This window comes from Cellulosimicrobium sp. JZ28 (assembly GCF_015327065.1).
Lineage (GTDB): Bacteria > Actinomycetota > Actinomycetes > Actinomycetales > Cellulomonadaceae > Cellulosimicrobium > Cellulosimicrobium funkei.
Genome location: NZ_CP017660.1, coordinates 636782 through 657013, shown reverse-complemented (window position 1 = coordinate 657013; position 20232 = coordinate 636782). Strand labels below are relative to the sequence as shown.

17 protein-coding genes and 3 tRNA genes are annotated in these 20232 nt (G+C 74.4%); 6 read left to right on the top strand and 14 right to left on the bottom strand.

Annotated elements, in window-relative coordinates; genetic code table 11:
• Positions 1–17: 17 nt before the first annotated feature.
• Together BJP59_RS02890 and BJP59_RS02885 are read right to left on the bottom strand one after the other, a co-directional pair.
• Positions 18–1331, bottom strand: a complete 1314-nt coding sequence (locus BJP59_RS02890) for an MFS transporter (RefSeq protein ID WP_194522154.1) — start codon at positions 1329–1331, stop codon at positions 18–20.
• Positions 1328–2815 carry an MFS transporter gene (locus BJP59_RS02885; protein ID WP_228485247.1) on the bottom strand — a complete coding sequence of 496 codons (1488 nt, stop codon included), beginning with the start codon at positions 2813–2815 and terminating at the stop codon, positions 1328–1330. Before BJP59_RS02885 ends, BJP59_RS02890 begins: the two co-directional genes overlap by 4 nt.
• A gap of 192 nt (positions 2816–3007) precedes the next feature.
• On the opposite strand from BJP59_RS02885, the gene BJP59_RS02880 reads away from it, so the two are divergent.
• Positions 3008–4150: a LacI family DNA-binding transcriptional regulator gene (locus BJP59_RS02880; RefSeq protein ID WP_171467560.1), complete on the top strand. Its 1143-nt coding sequence runs from the start codon at positions 3008–3010 to the stop codon at positions 4148–4150.
• Between the two features lie 9 nt (positions 4151–4159).
• On the opposite strand, the gene BJP59_RS02875 is transcribed toward BJP59_RS02880, so the two are convergent.
• Entirely contained in the window at positions 4160–5689 is a 1530-nt protein-coding gene (locus tag BJP59_RS02875; RefSeq protein ID WP_194522152.1) for a Tat pathway signal sequence domain protein, read from the bottom strand.
• A 163-nt stretch (positions 5690–5852) separates the two neighbouring features.
• On the opposite strand from BJP59_RS02875, the gene BJP59_RS02870 reads away from it, so the two are divergent.
• Together BJP59_RS02870 and BJP59_RS02865 are read left to right on the top strand one after the other, a co-directional pair.
• Complete coding sequence (locus BJP59_RS02870; protein WP_228485246.1) at positions 5853–6467, top strand: SigE family RNA polymerase sigma factor; 615 nt, start codon at positions 5853–5855, stop codon at positions 6465–6467.
• Positions 6464–7495, top strand: a complete 1032-nt coding sequence (locus BJP59_RS02865; RefSeq protein ID WP_194522150.1) for a hypothetical protein — start codon at positions 6464–6466, stop codon at positions 7493–7495. Before BJP59_RS02870 ends, BJP59_RS02865 begins: the two co-directional genes overlap by 4 nt.
• Before the next feature lie 90 nt (positions 7496–7585).
• Here the strand turns inward: BJP59_RS02865 and BJP59_RS02860 are convergent, their stop codons facing one another.
• The 6 genes from BJP59_RS02860 to BJP59_RS02835 all read right to left on the bottom strand — a co-directional run bounded on the left by BJP59_RS02860 (position 7586) and on the right by BJP59_RS02835 (position 9219).
• Positions 7586–8020, bottom strand: a complete 435-nt coding sequence (locus BJP59_RS02860) for a MaoC family dehydratase (RefSeq protein ID WP_194522149.1) — start codon at positions 8018–8020, stop codon at positions 7586–7588.
• Positions 8017–8475 carry an FAS1-like dehydratase domain-containing protein gene (locus BJP59_RS02855; protein WP_085388415.1) on the bottom strand — a complete coding sequence of 153 codons (459 nt, stop codon included), beginning with the start codon at positions 8473–8475 and terminating at the stop codon, positions 8017–8019. Before BJP59_RS02855 ends, BJP59_RS02860 begins: the two co-directional genes overlap by 4 nt.
• A gap of 28 nt (positions 8476–8503) precedes the next feature.
• Positions 8504–8674: a 50S ribosomal protein L33 gene (gene rpmG / locus BJP59_RS02850; RefSeq protein ID WP_021482899.1), complete on the bottom strand. Its 171-nt coding sequence runs from the start codon at positions 8672–8674 to the stop codon at positions 8504–8506.
• An 86-nt stretch (positions 8675–8760) separates the two neighbouring features.
• A tRNA-Met gene (locus tag BJP59_RS02845) sits at positions 8761–8837 on the bottom strand.
• 61 nt (positions 8838–8898) lie between these two features.
• Positions 8899–8971: transfer RNA gene (locus BJP59_RS02840), tRNA-Thr, on the bottom strand.
• 166 nt (positions 8972–9137) lie between these two features.
• A tRNA-Tyr gene (locus BJP59_RS02835) sits at positions 9138–9219 on the bottom strand.
• 130 nt (positions 9220–9349) lie between these two features.
• Here BJP59_RS02835 and rarD point away from each other — a divergent pair.
• From rarD to BJP59_RS02820, 3 genes are all read left to right on the top strand, one after another.
• Positions 9350–10387, top strand: coding sequence for an EamA family transporter RarD (gene rarD / locus BJP59_RS02830; RefSeq protein WP_194522148.1), 1038 nt, complete (start codon positions 9350–9352; stop codon positions 10385–10387).
• Positions 10388–10443: 56 nt separating this feature from the next.
• Positions 10444–10938, top strand: coding sequence for a YajQ family cyclic di-GMP-binding protein (locus tag BJP59_RS02825; RefSeq protein ID WP_021483527.1), 495 nt, complete (start codon positions 10444–10446; stop codon positions 10936–10938).
• Positions 10939–11006: 68 nt separating this feature from the next.
• Complete coding sequence (locus tag BJP59_RS02820; RefSeq protein ID WP_194522902.1) at positions 11007–11939, top strand: HAD family hydrolase; 933 nt, start codon at positions 11007–11009, stop codon at positions 11937–11939.
• A gap of 44 nt (positions 11940–11983) precedes the next feature.
• On the opposite strand, the gene htpX is transcribed toward BJP59_RS02820, so the two are convergent.
• The 5 genes from htpX to BJP59_RS02795 all read right to left on the bottom strand — a co-directional run bounded on the left by htpX (position 11984) and on the right by BJP59_RS02795 (position 20223).
• Positions 11984–12868 carry a zinc metalloprotease HtpX gene (gene htpX / locus BJP59_RS02815; RefSeq protein WP_086148980.1) on the bottom strand — a complete coding sequence of 295 codons (885 nt, stop codon included), beginning with the start codon at positions 12866–12868 and terminating at the stop codon, positions 11984–11986.
• A 233-nt stretch (positions 12869–13101) separates the two neighbouring features.
• A complete protein-coding gene (locus BJP59_RS02810; RefSeq protein ID WP_034653179.1) occupies positions 13102–14514 on the bottom strand; it encodes an FAD-dependent oxidoreductase in 1413 nt (470 codons plus the stop codon).
• Between the two features lie 217 nt (positions 14515–14731).
• Entirely contained in the window at positions 14732–15205 is a 474-nt protein-coding gene (locus tag BJP59_RS02805; RefSeq protein WP_194522147.1) for an LpqN/LpqT family lipoprotein, read from the bottom strand.
• Positions 15206–15336: 131 nt separating this feature from the next.
• Positions 15337–15609: a WXG100 family type VII secretion target gene (locus tag BJP59_RS02800; protein WP_021482523.1), complete on the bottom strand. Its 273-nt coding sequence runs from the start codon at positions 15607–15609 to the stop codon at positions 15337–15339.
• Between the two features lie 135 nt (positions 15610–15744).
• Positions 15745–20223: an FtsK/SpoIIIE domain-containing protein gene (locus BJP59_RS02795; protein WP_194522146.1), complete on the bottom strand. Its 4479-nt coding sequence runs from the start codon at positions 20221–20223 to the stop codon at positions 15745–15747.
• Positions 20224–20232 lie beyond the last annotated feature (9 nt).

The following is a 20232-nucleotide window of genomic DNA, read 5'->3' as shown; positions in this document are numbered from 1 at the left end:
GTAGTTCGGGTTCCCCGTCAGTCGGCGCGCCCCGCGCGGTCCGTGCCCTGGGCGGCCTGCTGGCCCGCGGCACCGGCGGCCGTGGGGAGCGGTCGCGTCGCGCCGACGACCAGCAGGCCGACGACGACGGGAACGGCGATCACGAGGAGCGCCCCGCGGTACCCGACGTGCTCGGCGAGGAAGCCGATGAGCGGCGGCCCCATGAAGAACGCGGAGTACCCGATCGTCGCGACGACGCTCACGCGCACGGCGGCGCGCGCCGGGTCGTCGGACGCGGCGCTCATCCCCACGGGGAACCCGAGCGCCGCACCCATGCCCCACGCGACGACGCCGACGAGCGCGACCCAGAGGTTCGGGGACAGCGTGAACACGAGCAGGCCGAGCAGCGCGAGCGCGGCGCCCAGGCGCAGGACGGCGACGCGGCCGTAGCGGTCGAGCAGGCCCGTCCCGAGCAGGCGCATCCCGGTCATGGCGGTGAGGAATACGGCGAGCCCGACGGCGCCCATCGCGTCGGACGTGCCGAACCCGTCGACGACGGCGAGGCTCACCCAGTCGTTCGCCGCACCTTCGGTGAGCGCGGCCGCGAGCACGACCAGGCCGATGAGGAGGGTGCGCGGCTCGGTCCACGCGCTGAGGGCCCCGCGCGCGTCCTTGCTCGTGCCGTGCGACGACCCGCTCCCGGCCGCGGCGGCGGGGTCGGCACCGGCGGCGTCCTCGACGGTCTCGGCGACCGCGTGGTCCACCTTGCCCGCGGGGAGGAAGAACCGCACGCACCACAGGACGCCGACGAGGCTCAGCACGACGGCGGCCGTGAGGTGCGCCTGGACCGGCACGTGGAGCGCGGCCATGAGCGCACCGACGCCGGCGCCGGCCATGGTGCCGAACGAGAACCCGGCGTGGAAGCGCGGCATGATCGCCTTGCCGAGCCGCTGCTCGACGGCGGCGCCCTCGAGGTTCATCGCGGCGTCCCACACGCCGGTGCCGATCCCGGCGAGGAACAGCCCGACGCGCACGACGACGTCCTCCCCCGTCGCGACGCCCGTGACCGCGGTGACGAGCCCGACGACGTTGGTCACGGCGAAGACCGTCACGGCCTTCGACGCACCGAGCCGCTGGACGACCATCCCGGACAGCGGCAGCGCGAGCAGCGACCCCACCGCCATGAAGAGCAGCAGGAGGCCCATCTGCGCCTCGGTGAAGCCGAGCGAGTCCCGCACCGCGGGCAGGCGCGAGGCCCACGTCGCGAAGTTGAACCCGTTGAGGAAGAAGACCGCGAAGACGGACCAGGTGGCGAGGGCGACGACGCGGCGGTCGGGGCGGACGGTGGTCATGCGGAGGTCTCCTCGCGGCGGTGCGACGGGCGGGTGCGGGGGCGGCGGGACGCGGCCCGGTGGGCGGTGGCGGAGGCGCCCGCGCGGACGCTGCGCCACGGGCGGCGGCGACGGGCGCCGTCGGCCGGGGCGGGGGCGCCCACGGCGTCCGGGGCGCCGTGCGCGCCGGGGGTCAGGACGTCCACCGGACCATCCTGCACCGCGACGGGTGCGGCGTCGTCGGTGCCGCGCGCCGGGCGCGCCGCACGCGCGGCGGCGGTGCCCAGGGGTGCGACCTGGCGCGCGAGGAGGACGCTGAGGACCATCGCGGCGACGATGAGCACGAGCGCGTGGCGCGCGCCCATCGCCTCGGCGGCGAGGCCGAGGAGCGGCGGCGCGGCGAGCGACGCCATCGAGGAGAACGCCGACACGACCGAGACGCGGCTCGCGGCCCGCAGGGGCTCGTCGGACGCCGCGGCGATCCCGACGGGCACCGCGAGCGCGGCGCCGAAGCCCCACAGGACGACCCCGACGGCCGCGAGCGGGAGCGTCGGCGCGAACCCGAAGAGCACGAGACCGGCGATCGACGCGACGCCCGACGCGCGGAGCACGGTGACGCGGCCGAACCGGTCGATGAGGCGCGTGCCCGCGAGACGCATGACGGTCATGGCGGCGACGAACGTGCCGAAGACGACGGCACCGACGGCCTCGGTCTGCGCGAACCCGTCCACGACGGCGAGGGACAGCCAGTCGTTGGCGGAGCCCTCGGAGAGCGCGGCCGAGAGGATGACGAGCCCGATGAGCAGCGTGCGCGGCTCGCGCCATGCCGACAGCGCGGCGCCGAGCCGGGCACCGCGCCGGGCGAGGCGCGCGCGCAGGCCCGCCGTCTCGACGTCGACGACGGCGTCGCCGAGCGCGTCGACCGGGGCCGGCGCCGTGGTTCCGGGCGCGGGGGTCCGCGTCGGGAGGGTGTCGTGGACCGTGGCGGGGATCGCGGCGAGCCGCCACACCGTGGCGACGACCCCGGTCGCGACGAACTGCACGACGACGGGCACCTCGGCGTGCGCGCACGCCGCGCCGACCAGCGAACCCACGACGGCGCCGACGGAGAACGCGGCGTGGAACTGGGGCAGGATCGTGCGCCCGACGCGCCGCTCGATGCCCGCGCTCTCCACGTTCATCGGCACGTTGCCGAGCGAGAACGCCATGCCGTTGACGAAGATGCCCGCGGCGAGGAGCGCGACCGACCCGGTCGCAGGGCCGAGCCCGAGCAGGAGGAACGCGACGCCGAACAGGCCCGCCGAGACGGCGAACGCGACCCGGCCGCCGAACCGCGTGACGAAGGGTCCGGCCGCGGTGACCGTGAGGAGCGCGCCGACGGCGCCCGCGAGGAGCACGACGCCCAGGTCTGCGGGGCCGAGGCCGAGCGCGTCGCGCACGGAGGGGAGGCGCGCGAGCCAGCTCGACATCATGACGCCGTTGAGCGCGAACACCCCGAGGAGCACCCAGCGGGCCCTGGCCAGGGCGCGGGCGTCGGACTCGGGGCCGGACGGGAACTGCGCAGCACCTCCTCGAATCGATTCGATCCGACGGACGAGAGTGCGCTTCGAATCGATTCGAGGCATGGTCACCAGTGTGCGGGTACGCTGGCCGCGCGTCAATCGAGAATCCCGCGCCCGCGGGAGGCAGGGAGCGTGATGAGCGACACCCCCGGGAACCGGGAGCCCGCGGCGCCCGCCGCGCCGGCTCACCGGCCCACGCTCGCCAAGGTCGCCGAGCTCGCGGGGGTCTCCGTCTCGACGGCCTCCCTCGCATTCTCCGGCGCCGGCCCGATCACCCCGGAGACCCGCGCGCGCGTGCTCGACGCCGCGAAGGAGCTCGGGTACACCGGACCGAACCCGTTGGGCCGCCAGCTCCGCTCGGGCCGGTCGGGCGTCGTGGGGGTCGTCGTCGGCGACCAGCTCCGCCGCGCGTTCCGCGACCCCGTCGCCGTCCAGGTGCTCGACGGCCTCGTCTCGACCCTGGGCGAGAACGGCCTCGGTGTGCTGCTCATCCCCGGCATCCCGTCCGACGACCCCGCACGCGCCGTCGACCCGCTCGTCGAGAGCGCGGCCATGGACGTCGCGGTGCTCGTGTGGGGGGTCGGCACGGACGACGCGACGCTCGCCGCGCTCCAGCGGCGCGGCGTGCCCGTCGTCGTCGGCGAGGGCCGCCCCGTCGAAGGCGCCCCGCTCGTCCTCATCCACGACCGCGCGGGCACCGCGGACGCCGTGCGGCACCTGGTCGAGCTCGGGCACACGCGCATCGCCGAGGTCTCGCTCCCCCTCGACACGTCCGACCGCAGCGGACCGCTCGACGCCGCGCGGCTCGCGCAGGTGGACCGCACCCCGACGGCCAACCGCCTCGCGGGCGTGCGCGACGTCGTCGAGCCGGTCGCGAGCTGGGAGACCGAGGCCTCGCTCGTCGAGCACGGCCGCTCCGCCACGCTCGCCCTGCTCGGCCGCCCCGCGGCCGACGGGACGACCGAGCCGGCCGACCCCGCGACCCGACCGACCGCCGTCATCGCCCACTCCGACCTCCTCGCGGCGGGCGCGCTGCTCGCCGCGCGCGAGCTCGGGCTGCGTGTGCCCGACGACGTCTCGGTCGCGGGCTTCGACGGGCTCGACCTCCCGTGGCTGGCCCCCGACGTGCTGACGAGCGTGCACCAGCCGCTCGCGCGCAAGGGCGCCGAGCTCGGGCTGGCCGTCATCCGCCAGCTCGCGGGCGAGGCGCCCACCACGGTCGAGCTCGACGTCGAGCTCGTGGTGGGGACGACGACGGGCGCCGCCCCCACCACCTGAGCCCGCGCGTCAGCCCAGCCGGCCCGGCTGGAGCGGGTTCGCGCGCGCCGCGGCGAGCAGGTACCACGACGTCGCGCCGACGTGCTGGACCTGGAAGTACCCGAACCCGAACCCCGAGTCGAGCAGGCTCGACGCCGCGACGACGCCCGCGCGCTCGGGCAGCGGCGCGCCCCCGATCGTCTGACCGGCGCCGACGCCCTCCTGCACGCCCTGGACCTCCCGCAGCAGGCCCTCGGCGCGGACCCGGTCGTCGTCCCGCTCGCAGCCCCGGCGTCCCCGCCGCCGGTCGTCGCGACTCCCCCGCCCGCGCGCCCCGCGGTCCGCGAGGGCCGACGCGAGCTGCGCCGTCCCCTCCAGCCACACGCCCTGCGGGTGCACCGGCAGGTCGTTGTACGAGGCCGTGGACGTGAGGCTCGCGCTCGAGAACGTCACGCCCTCGACGACCGTGCCCGCCGGGAGCTGCGACACCCCCTCGCCCGCGACGTCGCGCGCGGCCAGCGCGTCGTCCGCCCAGTCCAGGGCACGGGCGTAGCGCCGCTCGCGCAGCGCGAGCCACCCCCACGTCTGCGGGTCGAGCGGGAGCGGGTCCCGGTTGATCTCGGTGCCGTCGTTCGTGCCGGTGTAGAGGTAACCGCCCTCGGGCTCCCACATGCGGTCGACGAACGCGCGCGCGTGCTCGGCGGCACGGCTCCAGCGCCGGTCGCGCGTCACGGACCCGAGCTGGCGGAAGAACGCGACGCAGTCGACGTTGTGCTCGGTCGAGCCGTTGGGGATCGGGACGTTCGCGCCGTCCACGCCGAACGAGAACCCGCCGAGGGGCGCCTGCGACCACGTGTTCGCGACGATCCACTCGCCGATCCGCCGGGCGGCGTCGAGGTAGCGTCGCTCGCGCGTCACGGCGTGCAGGTGCAGCAGGGCGATGCCCGGCCAGGCCATGTCCCCGACCGCCGTCCCGAGGAAGCCGAACTGCCACCCGACGTTCGCCGTCCCGTCGGGGAGCACGAGCCCGTGCTCCTGCGGCGTGCCGTCGTAGAACGTGTAGGGCCCGACGTTGTACGCCTGCCGGAGCCGGCCGTCGTCGTGGTCGGGGTCGTGCTCGAGCGCGAAGACGAGCCCGTCGCCGAGCGCCCGCGCGCGGTCGAGGTGGCGTCGCCCCGCGGTGAGCGTCGCGAGGATCGCGAGGGCGTTGTCGTAGACGAACGCGGTGGAGAACAGTCCGAGCTGGTCCGCGTAGGACTGCGCGAGCCGCGGGCCGGGGTTCACCTCCGGGTAGGCGTCGGTCGCCGCGGCGAGGAAGCCGTGGGCGCGCTGGACCGACGCCGCGCGGCCCCGCGCCGGGACGCCGGCAGTCTGCCCGGAGGCGCCCGTCGCCGCAGGCAGGGTCGCACCCGAGCGGGCCGCCGCCGGGGTCGCGGTCAGCCCCGCGAGCGCGAGCGCGCCGCCGAGGGCGAGGACGGTGCGTCGGTCGACGCCGCGAGCGGGACCGGGGTCGTGCGCGGTGAGGTCGGGCCGTCCAGAGCGGCCGTCGAGCTGGGTCATGAGCGTCTCCTTCGACGTCGTGAGTGGCGCGACCCACCCTAGTGGGAGCGCTCTCACGACGAAAGGGGTGCGCCGAGGCGAGACGTATCGAACCCGGTGTGCGCCGCATCGCACGCCGGAGACTCAACCTTCGGGAGCCGTCGCGCGTGTGACAGTCATGACCGTGAACGCGATCGCCCTCTCGGCCGACGACCAGCCCGACGAGAGTCCACCACCCGACGCCCTCCTCCCCGTCGTCCGGGTGGTCACGTCGCACGAGCAGGAGTTCAGCGACTTCATGGCGAGCGCCGCTCCCCGGCTCCCGCGCACCGCGTGGCTGCTGTGCGGCGACGCGCACCTGGCCGACGAGCTCGTCCAGCAGGCCCTGACCCGCACGTACCTGCACTGGCGCACGGCCCGTGAGCGCGATCCCTACGCGTACGCCCGCCGCACCCTCGCCAATCTGCGGGTCGACACGTGGCGCCGCCGACGACGGGAGGTGCTCGTCGCTCCGCTCGACCTTCCCGAGACGGCGAGCGACGCCCGGGCCGACCGGCACGCCGAGCGGGACGCCCTCGTCCGCGCGCTCGCGACGCTCACGGCCCGCCAGCGCCGGGTCGTCGTGCTGCGCCACCTCGTCGGGCTGAGCGAGAGGGAGGTCGCCGACGACCTCGGCGTCTCCGTCGGCACCGTGAAGTCCACGGCGTCCCGCGGGCTCGGACAGCTCCGCTCCGTCCTCGGCACCGCCGGCGCGCCGCACCACCGCCCCACCGACCGGACCGACAGGAGGCAGCCATGACCGGCACCCTTCCGACCGACGACGAGACGTTCGTCCGCGCGCTGCGCGCACGGGTCGACACGCTCGCCCCCCGCATCGACGTCGACACCGACCGCGTGCTCCCGACGGCCCGTCGCGAGCGACGACGGCGCCGCACCGTCGTCTCGGGCCTGTGCGCGCTCGCGGTCGTCGCCGGCGGGGTGGGTGCGGCGTCCTACTGGGCGGAGCCCGACCCCACCCACCCGTCGCAGATCGCCCCGGCGAGCGGCGGCGACGCCGCGGCCCCGGGCCCCGACGGGAGGCCGCAGGGCAACGGCCCGGCCGACGGGCCGTACTGGCGCATCCGGACCCTGACGACCACGACGGACACGACCAGCGACGGGCGGACGGAGGAGAGCTCGCAGGGCATCACGTACTGGACCGCCCGCGACCCGGAGGGCGACTCGTACCGAGCCTTCGAAGGGGACGAGGCCCTGGAGCCCTCGCCCGGCTCGACGTTCGGGTCGCTCGTCGTCGACGGCGAGTTCGTCCGGCTCAGCTGGGACGCGCTCGCCACGCTCCCGACGGACCCCGCGGAGCTCGACGCGCTCCTGCGCGACAGCATCCGGGCGGAGATCGGGTCGGTGAACGAGGACGCGCTCGCCCAGAAGACGTGGAATCTCCTGCAGAACGGGCCCACGTCGCCCGCCGTGCGCGACGGGCTCTGGGCGACGCTGAACGGGCTGACGGGCCGCACCCCGCTCGGCGCCGTCCAGGACACGCAGGGGCGCACCGGGGAGGGCCTCGAATGGGTCGGCCAGGACCAGAGCAACCGGATCGTGCGCCTCGTCTACGACACCGCCGAGCACCGGCTCCTCGAGCTCACCTTCGACGTCGACCTCGGCACATCCGGCTCCGAGCCCACCGCCGACTCCCCGACCGCAGGGTCGGGCGACGAAGAGGCCGCTGCACTGCAGCACGTCGTGGATCGCACCACGTACCTCGACGAGGGCGAGGTCCCCGGGCCGCCCCCCGAGAGCGGCGGCTCCGACTGCTGGAAGACCTGCTGAGTCCGCACGAGACGACGAGGGCGCCGCACCCGGCCGGGTGCGGCGCCCTCGTGGCGTCAGGAGCGCATGGTCGCCCAGGGCGACCGCAGGTCAGAGGCGGACGACGGCCTGCGTCTTGCCGAGCACGCGCGTACCCTCGAACGTCACCGTGAGGTCGACACGGACGGTGCCCGCCTCGCCGTCGATCGCGCCGACGGTGCCCGTCACCTCGAGCGTCGCGACGCCCGGGTTGGGCACGGGCACGGGACGCGTGAACCGGGTCTGGTAGTCGACGACCGCGCCCGGGTCGCCGGCCCAGTCCTCCACCAGCGCGACGGCGGCACCCATGGTGAACATGCCGTGCGCGATGACGCCCGGCAGGCCGACCTCGGCCGCGAACGCGTCGTTCCAGTGGATGGGGTTGAAGTCGCCGCTCGCGCCGGCGTACCGCACGAGGCGGGCGCGGTCGACCTCGACCGTGCGCGTGCCGATCACGTCGCCGACGGAGAGGTCGGCGAGGACGGGACGGGTGACGTCGGTGCTCATGCGCCCTCCCCGCGGACGGCGAGGGTCGAGGTGACGGTCGCGACGGGCTCGGTGCCGCCGTCGGACAGGGCCGCGATCTCGCAGCGCGTGGTGACCATCGCGAGGCCGGCTCGCTCGACGATCGAGTCCACGTGCAGCACGGTCACGAGCTCGTCGCCCGCGACGATCGGCCGGTGGTGCGTGAAGCGCTCGTCCGCGTGGACGACGCGCGAGAAGTCGATGCCCGCCTCCGGGTCCTCGATGAGCTGCCCCTCCGCCCGCTGGGCGACGACGACCGCGAAGGTCGGAGGTGCGACGAGGTCCGGATAGCCAGCACCCCGCGCCGCCACGAGGTCGTGGTGCACGGGGTGGGTGGCGCCAACGGCGCCCGCGAACTCGCGCAGCTTCTCGCGCCCCACCGAGTACGGCGCGTTGGCGGGGTACTCGCGGCCGACGTAGGCCAGGTTGACGCTCACTGCGGGTCGCGGGTGCGGAGCCGGAGGCTCAGCGGGTCTCGCGGTGCGCGGTGTGCTTGCCGCAGCGCGGGCAGAACTTCGCGAGCTCCAGGCGGTCCGGGTCGTTGCGACGGTTCTTCTTCGTGATGTAGTTGCGCTCCTTGCAGTCCACGCAGGCCAGCGTGATCTTGGGGCGAACGTCAGCGCTCTTGCTTGCCACGGTAGTGAGCCACCTCTCGCGCCTCCGGAGGGCGCATGTGCTGTGCAGGTCGCACGACGCCGGCCGCCGTACGAGGTTGTCGAAAGTGGTAGCGGAGGCGGGGATCGAACCCGCGACCTCACGATTATGAGTCGTGCGCTCTAACCATCTGAGCTACCCCGCCGCGTGACTGAACGCGAGGTCGCCTTGCAGTATTCCAGCAAGACGACCCCGCGTCACCACAGAGCCCCGAAAGGGAATCGAACCCTTGACCTTCTCCTTACCATGGAGACGCTCTGCCGACTGAGCTATCGGGGCAGCGCGGAAAACTCTACACGGAACATGGCGCCGAGAGAAATCGGCGTCGTTCCGCCGTTTCCGGGCCGTCGGACCGTGCCCGGCGACACGCTCGCGGGGCACGCCCCACGCACCGGACCGGCACGACGACGGGGCGCCACCCGTCGGTGACGCCCCGTCGCTCCGGTGGCAGGTGAGGGATTCGAACCCCCGAAGGCTGAGCCGTCTGATTTACAGTCAGATCCCTTTGGCCGCTCGGGCAACCTGCCGTGTGGAGTTGTCGCTCGCCGGTGGTCGCTGCACCAGGTGCAGCCCCTGCCGTGCGGGCGAGCCAACGATACAGCCCGAGCGGACCAGGTGCGAAATCCGCGTGTGGGCGGCCCTCCGTACAGTGGTGCGGTGACCCACCCCTCGCCCGCGCCGGACCACCTCCCCGGCACCGGGACGCCCGCGCCCCCCGACGCCCCGTCCGTCCCCGCCGCACCGTCCGACGCCGCGGCACCCGCGCCGTCGGGCACGGACCGCGGTGCACCCGCCCCGACGGACCGCTGGGGCCTGCTGCTCGGTGCCGGCGCGTTCTTCCTCTGGGGCGCGATGCCCCTGTACTTCCCGCTCCTGGAGCCGGCCGCACCGCTCGAGATCATCGCGCACCGCGTCGTGTGGAGCCTGCTCTTCTGCCTCGTGCTGCTCGCCGCGACGCGCCAGCTCAGGGGCTTCGTCGCCGCCCTCCGGTCGCCCCGCACGCTCGGGACGCTCGCCGTCGCCGCCGTCCTCATCGTGACGAACTGGACGGTCTACGTGTACGGCGTCCTCTCCGGCCACGTGCTGGACGCCGCGCTCGGGTACTTCATCAACCCGCTCGTCACCGTGCTCCTCGCCGTGGCCGTCCTGCGCGAGCGGCTGCGGCCCGCGCAGTGGGTCGCGGTCGGCGTCGGCGCGGCCGCCGTCGTCGTCATCAGCACCGGCGCCGGCGGCCTGCCGTGGATCGCGCTCGTCCTCGCCGGCTCGTTCGGCCTCTACGGCCTGGTGAAGAACCGTGTGGGCCGCACCGTCGAGGCGCTCCCGGGGCTCGCCGTCGAGACGGCGGTGCTCACGCCCGTCGCGCTCGTCTACCTCGGGTGGCTGGGAGCCACGGGAGCCGGCACGTTCGGCACCGAGGGCGTCGGGCACGCGCTGCTGCTCGCCTCCGCCGGGGTCGTCACGGCCCTGCCGCTGCTGCTGTTCAGCGCGGCCGCCCGGCGGCTGCCGCTGAGCGTCGTCGGCCTCCTGCAGTACCTGGGCCCGGCGCTGCAGTTCCTGTTCGGCCTGCTCGTGTTCCACGAGCCCATGTCGCCGACGCGGTGGGCGGGCTTCGTGCTCGTCTGGCTCGCGCTCGTCGTGCTGTCGGTCGACGGTCTGCGCACCGCCCGCGCGACGCGCCTCGCGGCCCGCCGCTGAGCACGCTCGACTACGGTGGGACCCAGCACCGTTCCCGGCCCGAGAGAGGACCACCCATGGCCGACTCGTCGTTCGACATCGTCAGCAAGGTCGACCGCCAGGAGGTCGACAACGCGCTGAACCAGGCCGCCAAGGAGGTCTCGCAGCGCTACGACTTCCGCAACATCGGCGCGTCGATCGCCTGGAGCGGCGAGACGATCGTCATGGTCGCCAACTCGGCCGAGCGCGTGCTCGCGATCCTCGACGTGTTCGAGACCAAGCTCATCAAGCGCGGCATCTCGCTCAAGTCCCTCGACACGGGCGACAAGGAGCCCAAGGCGTCGGGCAAGGAGTACCGCCTCGTCGCGACCCTCAAGGAGGGCCTGTCGAGCGAGAACGCGAAGAAGATCACCAAGATCATCCGCGACGAGGGCCCCAAGGCCGTGAAGACCCAGATCACGGGCGACGAGGTGCGCGTGACGAGCAAGTCGCGCGACGACCTCCAGACCGTCATCGCGCTGCTCAAGGGCGCCGACCTCGACGTCGCGCTGCAGTTCACGAACTACCGGTAGCCACCGTGACCCTGCCCGACGGCGGCCCGCGCCCGGTCGCGCCGGGCCGTCCCGCTGCGTCGTCGAGCGTGCCACCGCGCGTCGTCGCGACGGACCTCGACGGCACGCTCCTGCGCTCCGACGGCACCGTCTCGGAGCGCACCCGCTCCGCCCTGCGCGCGGCCGAGCGCGCGGGCGTCGAGGTGGTGTTCGTCACCGCCCGGCCGCCGCGCTGGCTCGGCGCGCTGGCCGACGTCGTGGGCGGGCACGGGCACGTCATCTGCCTCGGCGGGGCCGCCGTCTGGGACCTCGCGACCGCGAGCCCGCTCGACGTGGTCGGGTTCGCGGACGACGACGCGGCAGCGCTCGTCGCGGACCTGCGCACCGCGGTCCCGGGGGTCACCCTCGCGTTCGAGCGCGTCGACGGCCCGACGTTCGACCCGGGCTTCCGCTCGACGCCGGACGACGACGCCGACGTCGTCGCCGTGGTCGAGACGACGCTCGACCCCGGTTCCGCGCCGGGCGGCGCGACGCGGCAGCCGAGCGGCGCGACGCGGCAGCCGGTCGGCAAGATCCTCGCGCGCGACCCCGCCGTGCCCGTCGAGGACTCCCCCGCGACGCAGCCGGTCGTCGTCGCCGACGGGCAGACGACGGCGCAGGAGACGTTCTTCGCGCGTGTGCGCGCCGCCGTCGGGGACCGCGCCCACCTCGCCTACTCCGGCGCGGCGGGGCTCGCCGAGCTGCTCGCCCCCACGGTCACCAAGGACGCCGCGCTCGCGCGCTGGTGCGCGCGTCTCGGCGTCGAGCCGCGCGACGTCTGGGCGTTCGGCGACATGCCCAACGACCTGCCCATGCTGCGCTGGGCGGGGCGCTCGTTCGCCGTCGCGAACGCGCACCCCGACGTGCTCGCGGCGGCGACCGACCGCACGGTCTCGAACGACGACGACGGCGTCGCGCGCGTCCTGCTCGACTCCGTCGAGGCACTGCGCCACGCACCCGGGAGGACGTCGACGGCCCGCTGAGCGCGGCCACCGGGCTCCAGGCCCCGCACTCCGGTGCGCGCTGGTCAGTGGTAGGTGATGCCGCCGTAGCCCGGGCCGTGGCCGGCCATCGCCTCGAGACGCTTGACGCGCTCCGCCATCGGCGGGTGGGTCGCGAACATCTTGCCGACGCCCGCGCCCCGGAACGGGTTGGCGATCATGAGGTGCGAGACGTCGACGAGGTCGCGGTTCTGCGGAAGCGGGGCGCGCTGCGTCCCGGCGTCGAGCTTGCGCAGCGCCGACGCGAGCGCGAGGGGGTCCCCGGTGAGCTTCGCGCCGTCCTCGTCCGCGTCGTACTCGCGCGTGCGCGAGATCGCGAGCTGCACGAGCATCGCCGCGATCGGCGCGAGGACCACCATGGCGATCGCCGCGAGCGGGTTGCCGCCGCGGTCGCGATCCCCGCCGAAGATCAGCAGGAACTGCGCGAGCGACGTGATGACCCCGGCGAGCGCGCCCGCGACCGACGACGTGAGGATGTCGCGGTTGTACACGTGCATGAGCTCGTGCCCGAGGACGCCGCGCAGCTCGCGCTCGTCGAGCAGGCGCAGGATGCCCTCGGTGCAGCACACGGCCGCGTTCTTCGGGTTGCGACCCGTCGCGAACGCGTTGGGCGCCTGGGTGGGCGAGACGTACAGGCGCGGCATCGGCTGGCGCGCCTCGGTCGAGAGCTCGCGCACGATGCGGTACATGGCGGGCTGCTCGAGCTCGCTCACCGGGCGCGCGTGCATCGCGCGGATGGCGATCTTGTCGGAGTTCCAGTAGCCGTAGAACGTCGTGACGAGGCCGATGCCGACGAACACCCACAGCAGGTTCGCGCGCGCGCCGAACAGGGCCCACAGGCCCAGGACGATGGCCCACATGACGCCGAACAGGCCTGCCGTCTTGAGACCGTTGAAGTGCTGACGCCCCACGCTGTGCTCCCTTCCGCGCCCCGGGCCCGCCCGCGCGGTGTGCCGGGCGCCCGACGGGCGCCGACCCTGCCGACGCCCACCTGGATGAACGCCCGAGGCGACCGTCCCGTTCCCGGGCGGGGCGACGGCGTCGGGCACCCGCGGCGAGGGAGGCCCCGGACCACCCCCGGGGACGACGACGGCGCCCCACCCGGTGCGGGTGGGGCGCCGTCGGGCGTGCGGCCGGGGCCGGGTCAGCCGGCCTGCGACTGGCCGCGCGCGACGCGGATCATGTCCTCGCGCGGCACGACCTTGATGCGCTCGCGCCCGTGCGGCTCGCCGAGCGAGCGCTCGTACGCGTCCAGGAGCTCCCAGCCCGACCACTCGATCGGGTCGACGCCGCGCTCGCGCAGGAAGTCCAGGACGGCCTCGGGCTCGCCGAGCGGCGCGACGCGGCCCGCCGTGAGGTCGGCCGCCGCGACGTCGCCGCCGTCGCCCGCGCCCGTGACGTCCTCGACGAGGTGCCGGACGGTCTCGGACGCGTCGGACTTCGTGTGCCCGATGAGGCCCACGGGACCGCGCTTAATCCAGCCCGTCGCGTAGACGCCGGGGAGGTGCTCGCCGTCGATGTCGACGACGCGGCCCTCGCGGTTGGGGATGACGCCCTTGAGCTCGTCGAAGGGGATCTCCGGGAGCGGCGAGCCGAAGTAACCGACCGCGCGGTACACGGCCTGGACGGGCCACTCGTGGAACTCGCCCGTCCCGGACACCGTGCCGTCGCCGTTGAGACGCGTGCGCTCGGTCCGCAGCGCCTCGACCTTGCCGTCGCCGAGGACGGCCGACGGCGCGTGGAGGAAGTGCAGGTGCAGGCGGCGCGACGCCGTGTTCTCGCTCGGGTCCTTGAGCGTCCAGTCGGTGAGGGTCTTGACGACCTGCTTCGTCTGGTTCGAGGAGCTGATGGCGGCCATCGAGCCCTCGTCGAACTCGAAGTCCTCCGGGTAGACGATGACGTCGACGTCCGGGACGTGGCCCAGCTCGCGCAGCTCGAGCGGCGAGAACTTGGCCTGCGCCGGGCCGCGGCGCGCGAAGACGTGCACGTCGGTGACCGGCGACGCCTTGAGCGCCTCGTAGACGTTCTGCGGGACCTCGGTCGGCAGCAGGTCGTCCGCGTGCTTGGCGAGCACGCGCGCGACGTCGAGCGCGACGTTGCCGGCACCGAGGACCGCGACCTGCTGGGCCTCGAGCGGCCACGTGCGCGGGACGTCGGGGTGGCCGTCGTACCAGGACACGAAGTCCGCCGCGCCGTAGGAGCCCGGGAGGTCGATGCCCTCGATCGGGAGCGCCGCGTCACGGATCGAGCCGGTCGAGAAGATCACCGCGTCGTAGTACTGGCGCAGGTCGTCCAGCTTGAGGTCGACGCCGTAGTCCACGTTCGCGAGCAGGCGGATGTCGCCGCGGCTCAGCACCTTGTGGAGCGCGACGATGATCTGCTTGATGCGCGGGTGGTCCGGCGCGACGCCGTAGCGCACGAGGCCGAACGGCGCGGGCAGGCGCTCGAACAGGTCGATGCTCACGTCGAGGTCGGTCTTGGACAGGATGTCCGCGGCGTAGATCCCGGCGGGACCAGCGCCGACGATCGCGACGCGCAGTGGACGGATGCTGCTCACAGGACAGGGCGCCTTCCGGTCGAGGACGGGGGTCTCTCCCGCGCGGCCGACGGGCCGTTCCGCGTCGACCGGTGGGTACCGGCCGCAGGAGACCTCTCGATTGTACGACTGGGGTGAGGGTTGCCTCACTCGGACCCTCTCCTCCGTGACCAGCCTGACACCGGTCTCGCCTGCTGGATACCCCGTCTTGCGGTCCGGGCGAATGTAACGCCGGGGGTCAGCGGTCGACGCGGAGGCTCTCCTGGACCGCGCGGATCTCCGCCGCGGCCCACGGGTGCTGCGTCAGCGTGCACGTCCCCGTCGTCTGCACGAGGTCGGCCACGGGGCCGCGCGGGACCACGACGGTGCGCACCGCCTGCACGAGGACCGTGCCCCCGCCCCCCTTGAACGACGCCTCCAGCCAGCGCCCCGGCAGGCCGTCGACGTCCACCTCGCCGCCGTCGAGCTCGCGCAGGCGCGGCATCGGCCGGAGCTTGCGGAGCACCTCGGCGTGCGCGTCCTCGAGCGTCTGCTCCGCCCGGATCCGCGACACCGTGACGATGACGTTCGGGTTGAACTCCCCCGGCTCGACCTCGCGGCCGAGCGCGAGCGGCAGGCCCACGTGCGGGAGCGGGACCCACCTCTCCGGCGCGACCACGCGCACCCCCACGGGCGCGGGGAAGTCGTCGCTCGGGTAGCGCAGCTCGGTCATGCGTCAGGTCCTCTCGTCGGGGGTGGGCGCCACGGGGCGCGTCAGCAGTCTCGCACCCGACGCCGGGCGTGCGTACGCCGAGGGCGCGGGACCCTCTCGGGGTCCCGCGCCCTCGGCGGAGCTCAGCCGGATCAGCTGTTCGAAGCCTGCTCCTGCTGCTGCGCGTTCTGCGTGGCCTTCTGGCCCGCGTCCGTCAGCGTCTGCGCGACGTTGTTCAGCTGCGTCTGCGCGGCCGGCCAGTCGCTGCCCTTGAACTGCTGGGCGTCGGGGCCCTCCCACGGCACGCTCTGGATCTGGGAGTTCAGGTTCTGCATCGTCGTCCGGATCTCGTCCGCCTTCTGCTGCAGCGTCTGACCGAGCCCACGGAGCTCCTCGACGTTCGCGCCCCACATGCCACCAGCCATGGTGTTCTCCTTCTGTGTCTCGACCCCCACCCTGCGTGGACGTCGTCCCGTTGTCGATGGCAGTACTCAACCATCGGGCCACGAGCCCCGTCGATGGGGAGGTGTCCCCATGAGGTGCCCGTGGTCGTCACGTCGCTACCGCGGGAGCGCGACGTGCAGCTTGCGTGCCCTCCCCGAGACCACGAGGAAGCCGCGTCCCGGCGGGAAGTCCGCGCGGCGGATGCGGCCCAGCCCCGTCCCGAGCAGCGTGTCGCCGTCGAGGTCGCCGGGCGTCAGGAGCAGACCGGTGCGGCCCGCCTTGAACGGCTGCGCGATCGCCCACGCCTGGCCCCACGTCGAGGACTCCGCCTCGCCCACGACGAGCTGCTCGGCCCGCGTGGCGGCCCGCACGAACGCGACGAGCGGCTGCTCGGCCGGGGTGCCGGTGAACTCGGTCACCGACTCGACCAGCACCGTGAGCGTGCCAGGACGCAGCGACCCGCCCTCGATCGCCTGGGTGAGCGTCTCGAGGAGCGTCACGACCTCCTCGGGCGACGTCGCGACGGTGTCCCACGCGTCGAGCGCGGAGATGCTCGTGCGGCGCGGCGAGAGGTACACGACCCGGCCCGCGCGCGCCCGGCGCACGGCCTGCGCGATGGTGACGAGCGCCGTCGTGCGGCCGCCCCCGGGAGGGCCGGAGAGCATGAACGTGCCGCGCGCGGGGAGCCCCACGGGCGCGATGTCGAGGTCGTCGAGGCCGATCGTGGGGCGCCCGCCCGTGACCTCGGGCAGCGACTCGAGCGCGAAGCCGTCCGGCAGCCGCTCGACGCCCGGCGCCTGCGGGATGCCGAGCCGCGTCATCGCGTCGCGGAGCTTGCCGAGCTCGCGCGCCTGGAGCGCGACGTTCGGGTCGCCACCCAGCACCGCGACCTGGACCTCGTTCTCGTCGAGGACGCCGCGCCCGGGCGGGGACGTCAGCGACAGCACGTCCTTCGGGACGCCGAGCGTCAGGTAGTCGTCCTCGCTCGCGAGGCGCAGCACGAGCCGCTTCTGGATCGTCGAGCCGAGCGACGTCGGGACCGACGCCGCGCGGTCGCCCGCGACGACGACGTGGACGCCGACCTGGCGCCCGTCGGTCGCGACGGCCGTGAACGCGCCCCACACGGGGAACGCGTGCGCCGGCCGGAACTCGTACGACTCGCGGAACGCGCCGATGCCGTCGACCAGGAGCAGGACGCGCGGCTCGTCGGGCGCGCCGGCGAGCCGGCGGTACTCGTCGAGGCTGCCCGCGCGGACGGCGGCGTAGCGGGCGGACCGCTCGTCCACGAGGTCGCGCAGGGTGCGCAGCAGGCGCTGGACGCGCTCCTCGTCGTCGCCCGAGATGACGGCGCCGACGTGCGGCAGGTCCTCGAGCATCCGCAGGCCGCTCGCGCCCGCGTCGATCGCGTACACCTGGACGGGGCCGCCGCGCGCGGTGATGGCGGCCGAGACCGCGATCGTCCGCAGCGTCGCGCTCTTGCCCGAGCCGCCCGTGCCGTAGATCGCCATGTTGCCGTCGCGGTCGGGCTCGTAGAACACCGTCGGCTGGGCCTGCGACTTCGGGTCGTCCTCCACGCCGAGCAGCAGCATCGTGTCCGTGCGCGGGTTGGGCAGGCGCGCGAGGTCGTACGTCGGCGCGAGCTCGGCGAGCCACGGCTTGCGCGGCATCGGGACGGCGGCCTCGGTCGCGGCCCGCGAGATCGTCGCGACGACGCGCGCGATGTCGTTGGGGCCGGGGTCCGTGACCTCCTCGACCTCGGGCTCCGGGAGCTCCCAGCGCACCCCGGTGCCGAACGACATCTCCTGCACGTCGATCCGGGGACGCTCGGGGCGCGACGTCGTCCAGCCGCCGGCGTAGCCGGTCTGGAACGGCGTGATCCGGCCGGGGCCGGTCTTCACGGCGCCGCGACCCGGGATCGACGGGTCGAAGTGCGCGGCCATGGGGATGCCGAGGATGTCCGTCGAGTCGTCCTCGTCGGCCATGCGCAGCGCGACGCGCAGGTTCGTGTTGGCGCGCAGGTTGTCCTTGATGACGCCCGCGGGACGCTGCGTGGCGAGGATGAGGTGCAGCCCGAGGGACCGGCCGCGCTGGGCGACGTCCACGACGCCGTCCACGAACTCGGGGACCTCGTTGACCAGGGCCGCGAACTCGTCGACGACGATGAGCAGGCTCGGCGGCGCGTCCGGGTCGCCCGTGCGCTCGAGGGACGCGAGGTCCTTGGCCTTCTTCCGGTTGAGCAGGTGCTCGCGGTAGCGCAGCTCGGCCCGCAGCGACGTGAGCGCGCGGCGCACGAGGTGGGGCGAGAGGTCCGTGACGAGCCCGACGGTGTGCGGCAGGTTCACGCAGTCCGCGAACGCGGCGCCGCCCTTGTAGTCGACGAACAGGAACGTCACGCGGTCCGGGCTGTGCGCGGCGGCCATGCCGAGCACCCAGGACTGGAGGAACTCGGACTTGCCCGCACCCGTCGTCCCGCCCACGAGCGCGTGCGGGCCCTGCGTGCGCAGGTCGAGGTACAGGGGCTCCGTGCCGGAGTGGCCGACGAGCCCGCGCAGGTTGGTCGGCGCCGAGCGCCGTACCGGCGGGGAGCCGTCGCGCGGCGTGAGCGACCCGTTCTCGCGCCACGCGTCGATGAGCCGGCTCGGGTCCTCCGCGAGCGCCGTGCCCGCGAGCGCGAGGTAGGAGACCGAGCGCGGGAGGTCCGAGTCGTCGTCGACGGGCGCGCCGACGTCGACCACCGGGGCCAGGATGCGCGCGACCTCGTGCGCCGTCGCGAGGTCCACCGTCTCGCACGCCACGGGGAAGGTCAGACGCCCGACGCGGACCTCGCCGCTCGTCGCGCCGGCGGAGCCGCCCGCGGTGTCGGCGGTGTCCGCGGTGTCCACGAGCACGAACGTGCGGCACGCGGCCGGGAGCTGCTCGACGGACGGCGCGACCCACACGACGTGCACGCCCGCGTCCGCGCCGCGCTCGACGAGGCGCGTGAGACGCGAGCGGTCGACCGGGGCGTCGTCCTCGACGAGCACCACGACGGTCGGCAGGACCGGCTTGGGGGTGTCCTCCCCCTCCTCGGGGTCGATCGGCCCGCGCAGCTCGGCGTGCGTGCCGAGGTCGGCGCCGCGCAGCTCGACGAGGTCCTCGAGCCGGGACAGGAGCGACTGCGCGGCCCCCGGGTTGTCGGCGAGGTGCTCGCCGCCCAGCGGGCTGTGGGCCGACCCGGTGTGCGGGAGCCACTCGAGCCACTCCCAGTCCGCGCGCGAGCGCTGCGACGTCACGGCCGCGAGCACGAGCTCCGACGGCGAGTGCAGGCCCGCGAGCTGGACCAGCACGCCGCGCGCGACGGCGTCGACCGCGGCGCCCGCCCCCGCGACGCCGAGCGCGCCGTCGGTCCGCAGGCGCGCGACGACCGGGACGCCGGAGATCGTGGCGCACTGCGCGTGCAGCTTCTCGAGCTCGTTCCAGTACTCCGGCAGCGTGTTGTTCTCGTTCGGCTGCTCGAGCTGCGTGCGCGCTGGCGCGGAGCCGAGACCGATCCGGACGGAGAGGAACGCGTCGTGCTCCGGGCGGTGCGTCCACAGCAGGCCGCCGAGGCGCCGCACCGCGTCGACCGTGTCGGCCACCGAGGGCGCCTCGGACAGCCGCACCGCGCGCTCGACCGCGTGCGTGCGGTCGATCGTGTCGCGCATCGCGACGACGGCAGCCTCGAACTGCTCGCGCTGCGCCTTGAGCTTGCGCCGCGCCTGCACCTTCTGGTCGAGGTAGTTGCCGAGCATGAGGATCGGGCTGAGCCCGATGAACACGATCGACAGGACGTTGCGCGTGACGGAGTACAGGATCACGCCCATGAGGAGCGGCGCGACCATCGCGAGGTAGGGGAACCGCTGCGGCTCGGGCGGCTGCGGCGGCTTGGGCGCGCGCAGCTTGCGCTCGCCGAAGCGGGCCACGACGCGCGGGGACCGGTTGAACTCCACGACGGGGCTCGTCGGCGCGAGGCTCGTCGTGCGGTGCAGCGCGACGACCGAGACCACGGTCGAGCCGATCGTCACGGTGTCCGCGGACGTGAGCGTCGAGCGCAGCATGCGCTGACCGCCCATGACCAGGCCGTTCGCGGAGTTCGTGTCCGTGATCTCGATCGTCTCGCCGACCGTGATGCGCGCGTGCCGCTTCGACACCTGCGGGTCGCTCAGGCGGATGTCCATGTTGCGGTCGCGCCCGAGGTAGCTCGTGCCGACGGGCAGCGAGAACTCGCGCCCCGCGTCGGGGCCCTCCAGCACGCGCAGCACGGCGACCGCGGCCCCGCGGTCCTGCCCGGGCGAGTCGAACTGCTCGGAGACCCGCACGATCGAGACGGTCGAGCCCGAGCGCAGGCCCGCCTCGACGAGGTCGCTCGTCGGCGACAGCACGCGGCCCTGGCCGCTGCCCGACGGCGACGTCCCGACCTGCAGCGTGAGCCGGTCCGGGACGGCGGTGCCCGCGCGCGTCGGGTCGCCCGCGAACAGCGCCTCGGCGACGTCGCGCACCGACGCCGTCGCGTCGGCCGTGACGGCGACGTTCGTCGTGCTGGCGTCGGGGCGGTGCAGCGTGAGCTTGATTCGCACGGGAGTTCC